Below are 15,637 nucleotides of genomic sequence, written 5' to 3' on the forward strand. Positions count from 1 at the left end.
CGGGGGCCGCACACCGGGGGCCGCGGGGGGCCCCCACCCCCCCGGGCCGGGCCGGGAGGTACCCCCACGCGCCCCTGGTTTCGCGCCCGCCTGCCTTCCCCCCAGCTACAGCCAACCCTTTTCGCGGGCGACCCGCACCGCCTCCGCGCGGTTCCTCGCGGCCGTCTTCTGGATCGCCATCGACAGGTAGTTCCGCACCGTCCCCTCGGAGAGGTGCAGCCGGGCCGCGATGTCCGCGTTGACGGAGCCGTCGGCCGCTGCGGCCAGCACCTCGCGTTCGCGCCCCGTGAGGGGATTCGCGCCTTCCGCGAGCGCGGCGGCAGCCAGTGTCGGGTCGATGACCTTCTCGCCGCGCAGGACGCGCCGGATCGCGCCGGCGAGCTCCGCGGCCGGTGCGTCCTTGACCAGGAACGCGTCCGCGCCGGATTCCATCGCGCGGCGCAGGTAGCCGGGGCGGCCGAAGGTGGTGGCGATCACGACCTTGGTCTGCGGCCGGACCCGCCGGATCTCCGCGCAGGCGTCGATGCCGGTCATGCCGGGCATCTCGATGTCGAGTACGGCGACGTCGATGCGGTGGTGCGTCACCGCGGCCGCGACCTCGTCCCCGCGGGCGACCTGGGCGACGACGTCGAGGTCGTCCTCCAGCGAGAGCAGCGCGGCGAGTGCCTCCCGCACCATGCCCTGGTCCTCGGCGAGGAGTACGCGTACCTGTCCGTCCGTCACGGGGCGCAGCCTATTCCCCGCTGGGGCCGGGTCGCAGCGGGACGAGGGCGCGCAGGCGGAAGCCCTTGCCGCGGTTGGCGGGGCCGGCGTCGAGGTGGCCGCCGACCTGTTCGAGGCGTTCGCGCAGGCCAGAAAGGCCGTTGCCGGGGAGGGACTTGCCGGGGCCGGGGCCGTTGTCGACGATTTCCAGGACGGCGTAGCGGCCGTCGTCCTCCCAGGTCTCGTCGAGGTGGACGGCGCAGCGGGTGGCGCCGACGCCGTGCCGGACCACGTTGGTGACGGCTTCGCGCAGGGCCCAGGCGAGGGCGCCGGTCTCCTCGGGGCCGAGGCCGGGGCGTTCGTCGGTCAGGCGGGGGTCGGAGTCGAGTTCGATCCGGCTGGCGGTCAGGGCGGTGCGGGCGGTGGCGAGTTCGACGGCCAGGGTGGGGCGGCGGAAGCCGCTGACGGCTTCGCGGACGTCGGTGAGCGACTGCCGGGCGACCTTTTCGATGTCGGCGACCTGGGCGCGGGCCTCGGCGGCTTTCTCGGCGTCCATGAAGCGGCCGGCGAGTTCGCTCTTGATGGCGATCAGCGAGAGCGAGTGCCCGAGCAGGTCGTGCAGGTCGCGGGCGAGGCGCAGCCGTTCCTCGGAGGCGGCGAGGTGGGCGACGGCGGTGCGGGCCTCGCGCAGTTCCCGCATGGTGGTGACGAGGCGTTGCATGCCGTACATGGCGAAGCCAGCCAGCAGGCAGGGCAGTCCGACCGCGACCAGGGTGGTGTGGTCGGCGCGGGTGGCGAAGCCGATCAGCGCGAAGACGGCGGTGACGGCGGCGATGCCGCCGAGGGCGGTGCGGCCGGGCAGGATGATGGCGGCGCAGACCGAGGTGTAGGTGAACAGGGTCAGCCAGGCTTCGCCGAGGCCGATCGAGGTGCCGATCGCGATGCCGAGGATCAGCGCGAACGGCACGTACTGCCTGGCTCGGGTGCTGCGGCGGGTGTTGCGGATCACCACCAGCGACATGTAGGCGGCCAGGAAGAGCGCCAGCAGCGCCGCTCCGGCCACGGTGGCGGCGGTGGTGTGCCGGCCGGTCGCCAGGTCCTGGACGGGGTACAGCAGGTAGAACGCCCAGACGGACGTCCACATCAGCTTGACCAGCAGCTGCCGGCGGGTGTCGACGGGCACGCCCGGGTACGTGGTCCAGCGGCCGTCCGGCCCGTCCTCCCTGTGCCGGCCGGGGCGGCGGGCCGGGCCGGTGCTCTGCATGCGGGCCATCATGCCTGCTGGGCGTCCTTGCGGTACAGGTAGGCCGCGACGCCCGTGAACAGCGCCAGGAACCCGGCGAGGGCGGCGATCGCGAAGCCCGGGACGCCCTGGCCGTGGATGAACGAGGCCAGCTGGTTGTAGTCGTAGACGGGGTTGAACCGGGCGTAGGTCTTCAGCGAGTCACCGACCGGGAACCAGGTGCCGCCGAGCAGCGCCATCAGCATGTAGACGATCATCACGACGGGCTGGACGGCGTCCGGCTGGGCGGCGTACCCGAGGGCGACGCCGAGCGCGGCGAACACGAAGCTGCCGAGCCACAGGACGGCGGCCAGGCCGAGCCACTGGGCGGCGGTGAGGTCGACGCCCTCGATCGCGCCGATCGTGAAGACCACGGCGATGGCGGGCAGGGTGGTGACGGCGCAGGCGGCGATCTTGCCGACGGTGTAGGCCCGGCCGGGCAGTGCGGTGAGCCGCAGTTGGCGGGTCCAGCCGCTCTTGCGTTCCAGCGAGATCCGCTGCGCGGAGCCGGTGAGGACGGCGCCGACCGCGCCGAAGGTGGCCATCGAGACCATGAAGTACGACTTGACGGAGGCTCCGCCGGCCACCGTGCTGCCGCTGCCGTAGGCGCTGATGAAGAACAGGTACAGCAGGCCCGGGTAGAGGACGATGAGCATCAGGTACCGCTTGTTGCGCAGGGTGCGCAGGATCTCCAGCTTGATCAGGGTGGTCATCGCGCGCTCGCCTCTGCTTCCTCGGTGCGGTCCTGCTCGCCGGTGATGGTCAGGAATGCCTGCTCCAGGCCGAGGCTGGTGACCTCCAGCCCGCGCGGGTACAGGCCGGCCTTGTAGAGCGCGGCGACGCCCGCGTCGGCGTCGGTGGAGCGGATCCGGACGGTGTGCACGCCGTCGGTGCGGGTGCTGACGTCCAGTCCGACGGTGCCGGGCAGGGCGCGCAGCACGGATTCGTCGAGCGGGCCGCCGTCGGAGGGGTGCAGTTCGAAGCCGATCCGGCGGGCGCCGGCCTTGGCCTTGATCTCGGCGGAGGAGCCGTCGGCGATCAGTCGGCCCTTGTGCAGCACCAGCACCCGGTCGGCGATGGAGTCGGCCTCCTCCAGGTAGTGGGTGGCGAACAGCACGGTGCGGCCGGTGTCGGCCTGGGCGCGCATGGTGGCCCAGAACTGCTGGCGGACCGAGACGTCCATGCCGGTGGTGGGCTCGTCCAGCACGATCAGGTCGTTGGCGCCGGCCACCGCGAGGGCGAACCGGACGCGCTGTTCCTGGCCGCCGGAGAGTTTGTCGACCCGGCGGTCGGCGAGGTCGGCGATCCCGGCGGTCCGCAGCACCTCCTGGGGCTGGTGGCCCTTGGGGTGCACCTTGCAGGCCAGGGCGACCAGTTCGCGGACCTTGACGTCGCTCATCAGGCCGCCGCTCTGCAGCATCGAGCCGACCCGGCCGCCGGTGATCGCCTCGCGCGGGGTGCCGCCGAACAGTTCGACGGTGCCGCTGTCGGGCTCGCGCAGGCCCAGCAGCAGGTCGAGGCTGCTGGACTTGCCCGCCCCGTTGGGGCCGAGCAGGGCGACCGTCTCGCCCGGTCGCAGGACCAGGTCGAGTCCGTTCACCGCCTTCACCCGGCCGTAGCTCTTGCTGACGTTCCGGAAGGCCGCGACCTCCCCCGTTCCCGTGCCCATCTGTCTTTCAGTCCCTTCGGAGCCGTCTCTCTTCGACTCCTCAAGACTCCTGGGAACGGGGGTGCCGGCGGCAGTGTGCACCGTCGTGACGTCCGCATGACGGATGTCACGGGTGCATCCGTTACGCCATGCCCAGGGCGTCCTTCAGGAACCGCACCTGGAGCAGCAGCAGGTTCTCCGCGACGTCCTCCTGCGGCGTCATGTGGGTGACCCCGGACAGCGGCAGCACGGTGTGCGGGCGGCCGGCGGCGAGCAGCGCGGTGGACAGCCGCAGGCTGTGCGCGACCACCACGTTGTCGTCGGCCAGGCCGTGCACGATCATCAGCGGCCGGCGCAGCGAAGGGGCCAGCGCCACCACGGAGTTGGCGGCGTACGACTCGGGTTCGGTGTTCGGGTCGCCGTAGTAGCGCTCGGTGTAGTGGGTGTCGTACAGGTCGTGCTCGGTGACGGGCGCGCCGGCCACCGCGGCGTGGAAGACCTCGGGTTCGCGGAGCACGGCGGCGGCGGCCAGGTAGCCGCCGTAGGACCAGCCGCGGATGGCGACCCGGCCGAGGTCGAGCGGGAACTCCTCGGCGAGCGCGTGCAGCGCGTCGACCTGGTCGGCGACGGTGATCTCGGCGGTGCGCCGGTTGATGGACTTCTCCCAGGCGGGGCTGTGCCCGGGGGTGCCGCGCCCGTCGGCGACGATCACGGCGAAGCCCTGGTCGGCGAACCACTGCGAGGTCAGGTGCGGGTTGTGCGCCTGCACCACGCGCTGGCCGTGCGGGCCGCCGTACGGGTCCATCAGCACCGGCAGCTGCCCGTCCACGTCCGGGTCGTAGCCGGTGGGCAGCAGCACCGCGCAGGGGATCCGCCGCTCGCCGGCGAACCGGAACACCGGGCGGGCGGTCAGCAGCGGGGTGTCCGCGTGCGAGGCGATCACCAGGGGTTCCGCGCCCTCCCGCAGCACGGTGACGGTGCTGCCGGGCCGGCGCGGGTCGGCGGTGGTGAGCACGGTGGTACCGCCGCCGCGCACCGCACCGAGTGCGCCGTCGCCGAGCTCCCGCACGCCGTCCGGGCCGTGGGTGAAGACGCCGAGCCAGCCGGGCGGGCGGCACTCGAACTCGGCGGCGCCGCGGGAGGCCGAGAACAGCACCTGCTCGCCGTCCAGGCCGAGCACCGAGCGGACGTGCAACTCGGCGTCGGTGACGGCCTGTTCGCCGACCATCAGGACCCGGGCGCCGTCGTGGTCGGCGATCCGCACCAGCTGCCCGTCGGCGCGCCGCACCGGGACGCCGCCGAACAGCTCCAGCCAGTCCTCGTCCCGCTCGGTGAGCAGCACGGTGGTGTCGCCGGTGCTCGGGTCGGCTTCCAGCACCAGCTGTTCGCGCTGGTCACGGGCCTGCACCTGGAGCAGCGGGGGGCCGCCGGCCGACCAGTGCACGCGGGCCAGGTAGGGGTAGGAGGCGCGGTCCCAGCGGATCTCGGTGCGGGTGCCGTCCAGGCCGAGCAGCCACAGCCCGACCTCGGCGTTGGGGGTGCCGGCGGCGGGGTAGGCGATCTCGACCGGCGGGCGGCCGGGGTTGGCGGGGTCGGCGATCCACCAGCGGCGCACCGGCGTGTCGTCGACCCGGGCGGCGAGCAGCGCGCTGCCGTCGGGGGCCCACCAGTGGCCGCGGTCGCGGCCCATCTCCTCCTGGGCGATGAACTCGGCCTGCCCCCAGCTGATGCCCTCGCCCTCGGGCCCGGCGAGCAGCCGGTCGCCGCTGCCGTCGAGGGCGGTCACCCGCAGCTCGCCGCTCGGGGTGGCGTAGGCGACGTGGCTGCCGTCCGGGCTCGGTCGCGGGTCCAACAGCGGTGCGGCGGCAGGCAGTTCGCGGGCTTCGCCGGTCTCGGTCGCGACGGCGAACAGCCGCCCGGAGAGGGCGAGGACGGCGGTGCGCCCGGCGGCGTCCAGCGCGTAGCCGACGATGCCGGCGGAGGTCTCCCGGCTGCGTTCGCGGCGGGCCCGCTCGGCGGCGGACAGTTCCTCGGCGCCGCCGCCGAGCAGCACCGCCGGGTCGGCGAGCACGGTCTCGGTGCCGGTCGCCACGTCCAGGCTCCACAGCAGGTTGGCGGGCGCCCCGGCACCCCGGGAGCGCAGGAACAGCACCCGCGCGCCGTCCGGGGTGACGCTGAACGACCGGGGCGCGCCGGTGGTGAACCGGTTGGTGCGCGCGTACTGCCGGGGGAAGGTGTCGTGCGGCTTCTCGGTGATCATGCCGCCGACCTTAAAGCCTGGCCCGTCGGCCGCTCACTCCTTCGGCCCAGCGTGCCGCACCTGCGGCGCACGGCCGTTCGGACCGCCTCTGACCGGCGGCGCTGTACCCGAACGAGGCCGCCGCGACACCCCGGAAGGGCTCACGGAACGTCACCCGGAGGTCACCGATCCGGTATCAGTTGACCATCGTTCCGCCCGCTGCCCCGCCCCGGGGCGGCGCACCCGAGGAAGGGTGTGAGCCGTCATGGCTTTGTCCGTCTCCGCCGCTGTCCTGATGCTCTTCGTGGTCTGGCTCCTGGTCCGGCGTTCGGGCCTGAAACTGGGCCATGCGCTGGTGTGCGCACTGCTCGGCTTCTACCTGGCCTCCAGCTCGATCGCACCGTCGATCCAGGAAGTGACGGCCAACCTGGCCGGAATGATCAACAGCCTGAAGCTCTGACCGCTGTCCGCGCGGCGCCACGGCCTGTCCGGGAGTCCTCTCCGGGCAGGCCGTAAGCTGCGGGACATGACCTCCGTACCCCCGGCCGACGCGCGCGGGCTGCTGCTGGTGCACGCCCACCCCGACGACGAGTCGATCAACAACGGCTCCACCATGGCGCGTTACGCCGCCGAGGGCGTCCGGGTCACCCTGGTGACCTGCACCCTGGGCGAGGGCGGTGAGGTGATCCCGCCGGAGCTGGCCCACCTGGCGCAGGACCGGGACAACACCCTGGGCGCCCACCGGATCGGCGAACTGACCGCCGCGATGCGCGAGTTGGGGGTCACCGACCACCGTTTCCTGGGCGGCGCGGGCCGCTACCGGGACTCCGGGATGATGGGCGTCGCGGACAACGAGGACCCGTCCTGCTTCTGGCAGGCCGACGTGGACGAGGCCGCCGGCCACCTGGTCGCGGTGATCCGCGAGACCCGCCCGCAGGTGCTGGTGACGTACGACGAGCACGGCGGCTACGGCCACCCCGACCACATCCAGGCGCACCGGGTGGCGCTGCGCGGCTACGAGTTGGCCGCCGACCCCTCGTTCCGCCCGGAGCTGGGCGAGCCCTGGCAGATCGCCAAGGTCTACTACAACCGGATGCCCCGCTCGGTGATCGAGGCCGGACTGCGCCGGACCGCCGCCGAGGCCCCGTTCAAGGGCGTCGCGCCGGTCGATCAGATCCCCGGTGTGGTGGACGACCTGCTGGTCACCACGGCACTCGACAACGCGGCGCACGCGGGTGCGAAGGCCGCCGCGATGCGGGCGCACGCCACCCAGATCGTGGTGGACGGGCAGCACTTCGCGCTCAGCAACGACCTGGGCCAGCCGCTGCTGGCCACCGAGTACTACCAGCTGGTCCGCGGCGCGCTCGGCCCCGGCGGCCCGGAGAGCGACCTGTTCGCCGGGGTGGCCCGGTGAAACTCCTCCACCCCCTCTTCGGCAGCCGCGAGGACCGGCTGGGCGAGCCGATGCCGCCGCGCGGCGCCCGGATCGCCGTCTACACGGTGCTGTTCCTGCTGGGCGCGGCGGTCTCGGTGTGCGGAGCTTTCGTGCAGGCTCTGTGGGCACCGCTGGGCGTGCTGCTGGCCCTGTTGGCCTGCGGCGGCCTGTTCTACGGCGGGCTGCGGGCGACGGGCACCAAGCTGGGCGCGGGCGCGCCGCTGGCCGGCTGGTTCCTGGTGCTGGCGGTGCTGCTGGCGCCCCGTCCGGAGGGCGACCTGGTGCTCGCCGCGACCGCGACGGCGTACGCCTACCTGTTCGGCGGCTCGGTGCTCGGTGTGGTGTGCGCGACCCTGCCGACCCGCTCCGGGTTCCTGTTCGGCGTACCGGCGCCGCAGCCCCGACAGGCCGTCAAGGACGGCGACCGGTAACGCCATACCGGGGGGATTCGGACCATTGGGATCCACCGGTCGTCCGACGGGCCGGATTCGCAGTCGGTATGGTGGTGCCTCGGCGGGCCACCCCCACCGTTTGGCCCCGACCGGGCAGGACGGTACCTTCGGCACCACTCGCGTGACGGGGCGTTGCCGCAGCCGACATGTGAACAGCTGATGTCCCCCGGGGCCGTTCGGCCCGCCGCACGCCGCACGCCCGCGTACGGCGGCCCAACCCGCCCCATACGCAGCGGACGGCCCAGCCGGCCAGGCCGCGAACCCGGAGCAGAGCAGCATTGAGCAGCCGCGAATCTGACAACGCCCACCCGCAGCCCCGCCGCGGCGGCCCCGACGCGTACCCGTCGGGCACCCCGCCGTACGGCACCGGCCTGCCCGGTGGACTTCCGGACCCGGCCGCCGCACGGACCGCTTCCGGCCCGCGCGCCGACGAGGCCGAGCTGCCGAAGACGGAGACCACGCTGACCACCCGGGTGCGGATCAACATCCCCGGGTCCCGGCCGATCCCGCCGGTCGTGGTGCAGAGCAAGGTCAAAGACGACAAGCCGGCCGAGCCGGCCGGCCCGCGCCACCGCGGCGGGGGCGGCGACCCGGTCCTCGGCGTGATGGACGGCGGCGCCGGCCGCGGCACCGCCACCCCGCCGAAGCTGCCGCCGGAGTGGCAGGAGCCCGCCGCGCCCAGGGCCTCCGAGTCGGAGTCCACCGGCGAGTGGTTCAAGCCCCGGCAGAAGTCCCGTCAGGAGCCCGCCCCGGCACCCGCACAGGCCGCCCCCGCGGCCCCGCCGGCGGGGGGCCCGGCCGGTGGCCCGCAGGCCGCGCCGCGCCCGTCCGGCGCGCCGGCCTCGCCGTTCGCCCCGGCCGACCGGCCCGCCGCCGAGCCGCCGCAGCACCAGCAGCACCAGCAGCAGGCGCAGCTGCCCGGGCAGCAGCAGCCGATGGCCGCTCAGGACCCGTACGCGGCCGAGCAGCAGCACCGCCGGCAGCAGCCGGTGGCCGGCCAGGACCCGTTCGCGGCCCGTCCGCGGGCCGCCGCGCCGCAGCAGCCGGAGCCGCAGGGCGAGCCGTTCGCCGGCGCCCAGGGCCCGGCCGCAGGTGCCCAGGAGCCCTTTGCCGGCCCCCAGGACCCGTACGCCGCCGAGGCCCCGGGCGCGCCCCGGGCGCAGCACGGCGGTGCGCCCGGCGGTCAGGGCGGCCCGGCCCCGTTCCCCGGTGGCCAGGACCCGTTCGCGGCCGGGCCGGCCGCTGCCCAGGGCGCGGACGCGGAGCCGGAGGACACCCAGATCGGCGGCTTCGATCCGATCACCGGCGAGGAGCCGCCCCAGGGCGGTGCGATAGCCGCTGACCCGCCGACCACCCAGTTGTTCCTGAACGCCCCGAAGCCGCCGTCCCACCCGGCCGCGGCCGACCCGTTCGCCACCGCCGCCGACCGGCCCCGTCCGGCGGGCGGCAACGGCGGCGGCCGGTTCGCGGATCTGCCCGAGGCGCAGCCGTTCCCGGGCGGGCCGCGGGCCGCGACGCCCAAGCGTGAGGCGCCGAACGGGCAGCCGCCGGCGGAGCAGGAGGGCGCCGAGGCGCCCGCCCCGAAGAAGCCGGCGGCCAAGAAGTCCGGTGGCGGCAAGGTCAAGAAGCTCATGGTGACGGGTGTCGGCGGCCTGGTGTTCCTGGGCGCGGCGGCGTACGGCGCGGGCCTGATGATGAATCAGTCCGACATTCCCAAGGGCACCACGGTGCTGGGCACCGACATCGGCGGCGACTCCCGCGACCAGGCGGTGACGGCGCTGGACGGTTCGGTCGGCAAGGCCGGTCAGCAGCCGCTGCGGCTGAAGATCGGCGAGCAGTCGGTGACCCTGGATCCGGCCAGCGCCGGCCTGAGCTTCGACACCACGGCGACCGTGGACGGGCTGACCAAGCACAGCTACAACCCGGTCGAGGTGCTGTCCTCGCTGACCGGCAGCAGCAAGGCCGTCGAGCCGCAGGTGCGGGTGGACAAGGCGAAGCTGAAGGCCGCGCTGGACGACCTGGCCGTGAAGTCCGGGCAGGGCCTGCAGGAGGGCTACGTCAAGTTCACCGAGGCGGGCGGCACCGAGGTGGTGCCGGGCAAGGCCGGGCAGGGGCTGGACTCCGCCTCGGCCGCCGACAAGGTCGAGCAGGCCTACCGGGACCGGGCGGCCGGCAAGCCGGACGCCGAGCTGGCGCTGCCGCTGACCGACGCCAAGCCGAAGGTCGGTCAGGACGCCCTGCAGGCCGCCGCGGACAGCATCGGCAAGCAGGTGCTGAACGGCCAGATCACCATCACCGCGGGCACCAAGCAGTTCAACTTCGGCAAGAGCACCGCGGCGAAGGCGCTGGTCCTGGCCCCGGACGCCTCCGGCACCGTCACCCTGAAGTGGGACCTGGACCAGCTGGCCAAGGCCATCGCCCCCACCCTCGACAAGGTGAAGATCACCAAGAACGGCCAGTCCTCGGTGATCACGGCGCAGGACGTGGCGGACGCGATCGGCCAGACCATCGCCAAGACGGGCCGGGACCGGGCGTACAAGTTCCCTGGCTGACCTGTCGTCAGCACCCGCGCCGGGCCGGGGCTCCGCAGTCGGAGCCCCGGCCTTCGGCATGCTGGCGAATCCTCGCCAGTGGCGTCCCAGAACGGGACGAAACGGGCGGCGTGCGGGGTGGCCGCGTCGCGTTATCAAGACTTGATCGGCCGCTGGTCGACAACTTGTCGCGCCGGTACGCAAGATGTGCCGCGTGCCGAGACCCCCCGCCCCGCGAAGCCGCCGTGCTCTTGCCCTGACCGCCTCGGTGGCGGTGCTGTCCTTCGCGCTGTGCTCCTGCGCTTCGAAGAGCGGGCCGGACGGCGGCGGATCCGCGGCCCCGGCGGGCGGCGACGCCCCGCGGATGACCCAGCAGGCGCTGAACCCGAAGCCGCGCGCGGAACTGCGGCAGGGCGGCACCCTGAACTGGGCGATCGACCAGTACTCCGCCCAGTGGAACCCGGTCCAGGCGGACGGTTCCGCGGTCTCCACCAACGACGTGGCCAAGGCGCTGCTGCCGACCTTCTGGCGTTCCGACGCGGGCGGCATGCAGACCCCCAACCCGGCCTACCTGACCGATGTGAAGAGCGAACTGCGGCAGGGCAAGCAGACCGTGGTGTGGACGCTCAACCCGAAGGCCCACTGGTCCGACGGCACCCCGATCACCTGGCGCGACCTGCAGGCCGAGTGGCAGGCGCTGAACGGCCAGGACCCGGCGTACCGGACCGCCTCCAGCAATGGCTTCGACCAGGTGGAGAGCGTGGTGCGCGGCCAGGACGACCAGCAGGCCGTGATGACTTTCCGGGAGCCGTACTCGGAGTGGCAGGCGATGTTCAACAACGCCGGCAACGCCCCGCTGCTGCCCGCGAAGTACATCGCCACCCCGGAGCTGTTCAACACCTCCTTCAAGGGCCGCTTCCCGGTCACCGCCGGGCCGTTCAAGGTGGAGGCGATGGACCCGGCGGCGCGCACCGTCACCGTGGTCGCCGACCCCGGCTGGTGGGGCGACAAGCCGCTGCTGGACCGGATCGTCTTCAAGGCGGTCGACACCGGGAAGATGCCCCAGGCGTTCGCCGACGGCACGGTCGACTACTACAACAACGGGCCCAACACCGAGGGCTACCGGATCATCGAGTCCACCCCGGGCGCGGAGGCCCGCCGGGCCGGCGGCCCGAACCTGCGGCACCTGGTGCTGAACGGCCGCAGCCCGCTGCTGGCCGACCCGAAGCTCCGTCAGGCGCTGGTCCGGGCGATCGACCGGGCGGAGATCACCCGCACCGACCTGGCAGGCCTGAACTGGCCGTACGCGCCGATGAACAACCACTTCCTGGTGCCGTCCCAGCACGGCTACCAGGACAACTCGGGCGGCCTGAGCCGCTTCGACCCCGACGCCGCGAAGGCGTCCCTCGACTCGCTGGGCTGGAAGCTCGGGCCCTCGGGCGTCCGCACCAAGGACGGCAAGGAGCTGGCGCTGCGGTTCGTGGCGCCGGGCGACAACAACGTGGCCGCCAACGAGAGCGCGCTGGTCACCCGGATGCTGGGACAGGTCGGGGTGAAGGTCACGGTGCAGACCGTGCCGGCCGGCGAGTTCTTCGACGGCTACGTGTACAAGCACGACTTCGACCTGACCGCGTTCGCGCTGATGGGCACCCCCTTCCCGGTCTCCAACTCGATCAGCACCTTCCAGCAGGACTCCGGCTCCAACTGGTCCCAGGTCGGCACCAAGGCGCTCGACCGGGCCATGGCGGACGCCGCCAAGGCCGACAGCGTGGACGACCGGACGACGGCGCTCAACCGGGCCGACGCCGAGGCGTGGGAGGTGGCCGGCCTGGTTCCGCTGTACCAGCGCCCGGCCATTTACGGCGTCCGGAAGAACCTCGCCAACCTCGGCGCGGCCGGGCTCGGCGACCTCGTCTACGAGAACATCGGGCTGCTGAAGTAACGCCCGGGCGGCGAAGTCTCGCCAATGGCGGGAAATAGCCAGGCGGTCGGTGGCGCGGCTGCCGCCCGAATTGGGTGACCCCTACCCATGAATTCGCTCAGGCATGCCCGAAAACGCAGGTGTCCGATTATCGGACACTCAATTGCCGAGCCCAATTCCACCGATTGGCACCAAAACGGACATGGTGTCTACGCGCGTCACGCAATCGACCTGCCGAACTCGCCGTCCAGATAGCGGACCTGACAGTTCGTCGTTACGGACACGTGAACGAGCCTTGATCACGTTTGTCCGGTTTTGACCGTCTCGGTCGGAGGCTGTCAAGAGTTCAGGAACTACAAAGTGGTTGACATTCCAGCACGAAGCAGGAAATGGGCGCCCGACAACTGAGGAACTCTTGACGTTCGATAAACGACTTGCAAGAGTCCATTCATCCAAGTTCTTACTCCTTGCTTCTGCACGGACCACGGTCGGGAGCTTTAGCACCATGACGACGCCTACTGGGGCCACGACGGACGGGGACACCCCCGGGTCCACGTCGGACCTCGCGGACAACGCCTCGGCCGACGCGCCCGCCGAACCCGGCTTCCGCGGCCTCTCTCCCGGGAAGCTGATGTGGCGCCGCTTCCTCCGCGACCGCACCGGCGTGGTGAGCGCCTGTGTGGTGCTGTTCTTCGTCCTGGTGGCGATCTTCGCGCCGCTCATCTCGATGATCTACGGCAACGACCCGCAGACTCACTACGGCCAGGACGACCCGACCCTGCTGACCGACTCCGGCCTTCCGGTGGACCCCAACGGCGGCATGAGCAGTGACTTCTGGTTCGGTCTGGAGCCTGGCCTGGGCCGTGACGTGATGATGCAGCTGGTCTACGGCATCCGTACCTCGCTGATCATCGCCGTCGCCACCTCGGTGCTGACCACCGTGATCGGTGTCGCGCTCGGCATCGCGGCCGGCTACCTGGGCGGAAAGGCCGACTTCTTCATCGGCCGCGTCATCGACGTGCTCATGTCTTTCCCGTCGCAGATCTTCCTGATCGCCACCATGCCGGTGGTCACCAGCCTGCTGGTGAGCAAGGACGAGAAGACCCCGGAGTGGCTGCCGTTCGTCGCGGTGACCATCGTGCTCTCGCTGCTCGGCTGGATGGGCCTGGCCCGCATCCTGCGCGGTACCGCGCTGGCGCTGCGCGAACGGGAGTTCATCGAGGCCGCCAAGGTCACCGGTGCCTCTCCGATGCGGATCATCTTCAAGGAGATCCTGCCCAACCTGTGGACCCCGATCCTGGTTCAGGCCACCCTCGCGCTCCCGGCGTTCGTCACCGCCGAAGCCGGCCTGTCCTACCTCGGTGTGGGTGTCAGTGAGCCCGTCCCCGACTGGGGCCGGATGATCGCCGACGCCGCGAACTACCTGCGAACCGACGTCACCTTCCTGCTCTTCCCGGGTCTGGCCATGGTGATCTTCGTTCTCGCCTTCAACCTGCTTGGCGACTCCGTCCGGGACGCCTTCGACCCGAAGGCCAACCGCTAGCAGGCCCTCAAGACTCCGGGGGGATGGGAAAGCCAGGCCCCGGGCACCCCACTGCACATAGTCACTACACCTACCCCAGGCAGGATGAAGATGAGTTCTCGCAAGTCGCGGCTCGTTGCCGCCATCATGGTCGCCGGGGCCCTGACCGTCACCACGGCGTGCTCCAGTGGCCACTCCAACAAGGACGCGAAGCCGGGTGCCTCGAAGGAGCCGGTCGCCGCCACCTCGATCTCGGTCGGTACCGCCGAGGACTCGAAGGGTCCGGCCATCCCCGAGCCCAACGCGAAGAAGGGCGGCACGGTCAACATGATCGACCGCGACGACTTCTCGCACCTGGACCCGGCCATGGTCTACATGAACTACAACGCCGAGGCCTCGCTGCTGTTCACCCGTCAGCTGACGGGCTACAAGACCGCCGCGGACGGCTCGCAGAAGCTCGTCGGCGACCTGGCCACCGACACCGGCACCACCACCGACGGTGGCAAGACCTGGAAGTTCACGCTGAAGGACGGCGTGAAGTGGCAGGACGGCTCGCCGATCACCTCGGCCGACATCAAGTACTCGATCGAGCGCACCTACGCCTCGTTCATCAAGGGTGGCCCGACCTACATCCAGACCTGGATCTCGGGTGACAAGTACCGCGAGGCCTACGCCGGTCCGTACGACGGCAAGGGTCTGGACGCGATCACCACCCCGGATGAGAAGACCGTCGTCATCCAGTTCCAGGACATCCACCCGGATGCCAACTTCACCCTGGCCATGACCGGCTACGGCGTGGTGTCGAAGGCCCACGACACCAAGGAGGAGTACGACAAGAAGCCGTTCTCCTCGGGCCCGTACCAGATCACCGAGCACGTCACCGACCGCTCGCTGGACCTGGACCGCAACCCGAACTGGGACGCCGCCACCGACCCGATCCGGAACGCGTACCCGGACAAGTGGCACATGACCTTCGGTGTCCAGGCCCTGCAGTCCACCGAGCGCTTCATGGCGGACAACGGCGACGACAAGAACACCTTCTCGTTCCACAACACGGTCCACCCGACCTACGTGGACAAGGTCAAGAGCGACGAGAAGCTGAAGTCCCGCACGCTCGAGGGTCTGACCCCGTACGTGGACTACTACTACATCAACAACAGCCGCATCAAGGACCAGAAGGTCCGCGAGGCCCTGGTCAAGGCGTTCCCGCACCAGCAGACCCGCCAGCTGCAGGGCGGCACCTCCTACGGTGACTACGCCACCTCGTACATGAGCCCGACCGTCCTCGGCTACGAGTCGTACGACCCGTTCGGCATCAACAAGAAGCCGCAGGGCGACATCGAGGCGGCCAAGAAGCTGCTCGCCGACGCGAACGCCAAGGACACCACCATCGTCTACGCGTTCAACAACACCCCGCTGCAGCAGAAGGTCACCGAGGCCATCCGCACCAACCTCGAGGCCGCCGGCTTCAAGTTCGTGCCGAAGCCGCTGGACTCGAAGACCTACTACGACGCGATCCAGGTCGTCAACAACGACTTCGACCTGTACTGGGGTGGCTGGGGCGCCGACTGGCCGACCGGTTACACCTCGCTGCAGCCGGTGTGGGACGGCCGTGCGATCGCCGACGGTGGTCAGAACTACGCCCACGTGAACGACCCGGAGATCAACGCCGCCATGGACGAGGCGGTCAAGATCGCCGACCCGGTCGCCCAGGGCAAGGCGTGGGCCGCGATCGACAAGAAGCTGCAGGACAAGGCGTACTCGATCCCGGACGTGTACCAGCGTTCGCTGAGCCTGTACGGCTCGGGCCTCGGTGGCGTCAAGTTCGACACCCTGGCCGGCCTGCAGTCGCCGCTCAACATCTACGTCAAGTAGTAGTCATCACCGAGCAGTAGCTCACGGTGG

Annotated in this window: 12 protein-coding genes; 7 read left to right on the forward strand and 5 right to left on the reverse strand. The window is 71.5% G+C overall.

Annotated features, from left to right (window positions below; all coding sequences use genetic code 11):
- Positions 1–105: 105 nt before the first annotated feature.
- From ACZ6R9_RS08140 to ACZ6R9_RS08160, 5 genes are all read right to left on the reverse strand, one after another.
- Positions 106–723 carry a response regulator gene (locus ACZ6R9_RS08140; protein ID WP_380487817.1) on the reverse strand — a complete coding sequence of 206 codons (618 nt, stop codon included), beginning with the start codon at positions 721–723 and terminating at the stop codon, positions 106–108.
- 10 nt (positions 724–733) lie between these two features.
- Positions 734–1,966, reverse strand: a complete 1,233-nt coding sequence (locus ACZ6R9_RS08145) for a sensor histidine kinase (protein WP_465537176.1) — start codon at positions 1,964–1,966, stop codon at positions 734–736.
- A gap of 8 nt (positions 1,967–1,974) precedes the next feature.
- Positions 1,975–2,697: an ABC transporter permease gene (locus ACZ6R9_RS08150; RefSeq protein WP_380487813.1), complete on the reverse strand. Its 723-nt coding sequence runs from the start codon at positions 2,695–2,697 to the stop codon at positions 1,975–1,977.
- Positions 2,694–3,653 (reverse strand): ABC transporter ATP-binding protein, encoded by a 960-nt coding sequence (locus ACZ6R9_RS08155; protein WP_380487812.1) that lies wholly within the window; start codon positions 3,651–3,653, stop codon positions 2,694–2,696. Before ACZ6R9_RS08155 ends, ACZ6R9_RS08150 begins: the two co-directional genes overlap by 4 nt.
- 121 nt (positions 3,654–3,774) lie before the next feature.
- Positions 3,775–5,892: a S9 family peptidase gene (locus ACZ6R9_RS08160; protein ID WP_380487810.1), complete on the reverse strand. Its 2,118-nt coding sequence runs from the start codon at positions 5,890–5,892 to the stop codon at positions 3,775–3,777.
- Positions 5,893–6,136: 244 nt separating this feature from the next.
- On the opposite strand from ACZ6R9_RS08160, the gene ACZ6R9_RS08165 reads away from it, so the two are divergent.
- From ACZ6R9_RS08165 to ACZ6R9_RS08195, 7 genes are all read left to right on the forward strand, one after another.
- The gene (locus ACZ6R9_RS08165; protein WP_380487809.1) at positions 6,137–6,331 is read left to right on the forward strand and encodes a DUF2304 domain-containing protein; all 195 of its coding nucleotides are present in this window, start codon (positions 6,137–6,139) and stop codon (positions 6,329–6,331) included.
- A gap of 66 nt (positions 6,332–6,397) precedes the next feature.
- Positions 6,398–7,285: an N-acetyl-1-D-myo-inositol-2-amino-2-deoxy-alpha-D-glucopyranoside deacetylase gene (mshB, locus tag ACZ6R9_RS08170; RefSeq protein WP_465537179.1), complete on the forward strand. Its 888-nt coding sequence runs from the start codon at positions 6,398–6,400 to the stop codon at positions 7,283–7,285.
- Positions 7,282–7,737, forward strand: a complete 456-nt coding sequence (locus ACZ6R9_RS08175) for a DUF6113 family protein (RefSeq protein WP_380487805.1) — start codon at positions 7,282–7,284, stop codon at positions 7,735–7,737. The genes mshB and ACZ6R9_RS08175 overlap by 4 nt, the downstream gene beginning before the upstream one ends.
- Positions 7,738–8,036: 299 nt before the next feature.
- The gene (locus tag ACZ6R9_RS08180) at positions 8,037–10,310 is read left to right on the forward strand and encodes a peptidoglycan binding domain-containing protein (protein ID WP_465537181.1); all 2,274 of its coding nucleotides are present in this window, start codon (positions 8,037–8,039) and stop codon (positions 10,308–10,310) included.
- Positions 10,311–10,503: 193 nt separating this feature from the next.
- Positions 10,504–12,231, forward strand: coding sequence for an ABC transporter family substrate-binding protein (locus ACZ6R9_RS08185; RefSeq protein ID WP_465537183.1), 1,728 nt, complete (start codon positions 10,504–10,506; stop codon positions 12,229–12,231).
- A gap of 484 nt (positions 12,232–12,715) precedes the next feature.
- The gene (locus tag ACZ6R9_RS08190) at positions 12,716–13,753 is read left to right on the forward strand and encodes an ABC transporter permease (RefSeq protein WP_380487799.1); all 1,038 of its coding nucleotides are present in this window, start codon (positions 12,716–12,718) and stop codon (positions 13,751–13,753) included.
- 90 nt (positions 13,754–13,843) lie between these two features.
- Positions 13,844–15,607: an ABC transporter substrate-binding protein gene (locus ACZ6R9_RS08195; protein WP_465537185.1), complete on the forward strand. Its 1,764-nt coding sequence runs from the start codon at positions 13,844–13,846 to the stop codon at positions 15,605–15,607.
- The last annotated feature ends 30 nt before the right edge of the window (positions 15,608–15,637 follow it).

This window comes from Kitasatospora sp. NPDC048662 (assembly GCF_055587065.1).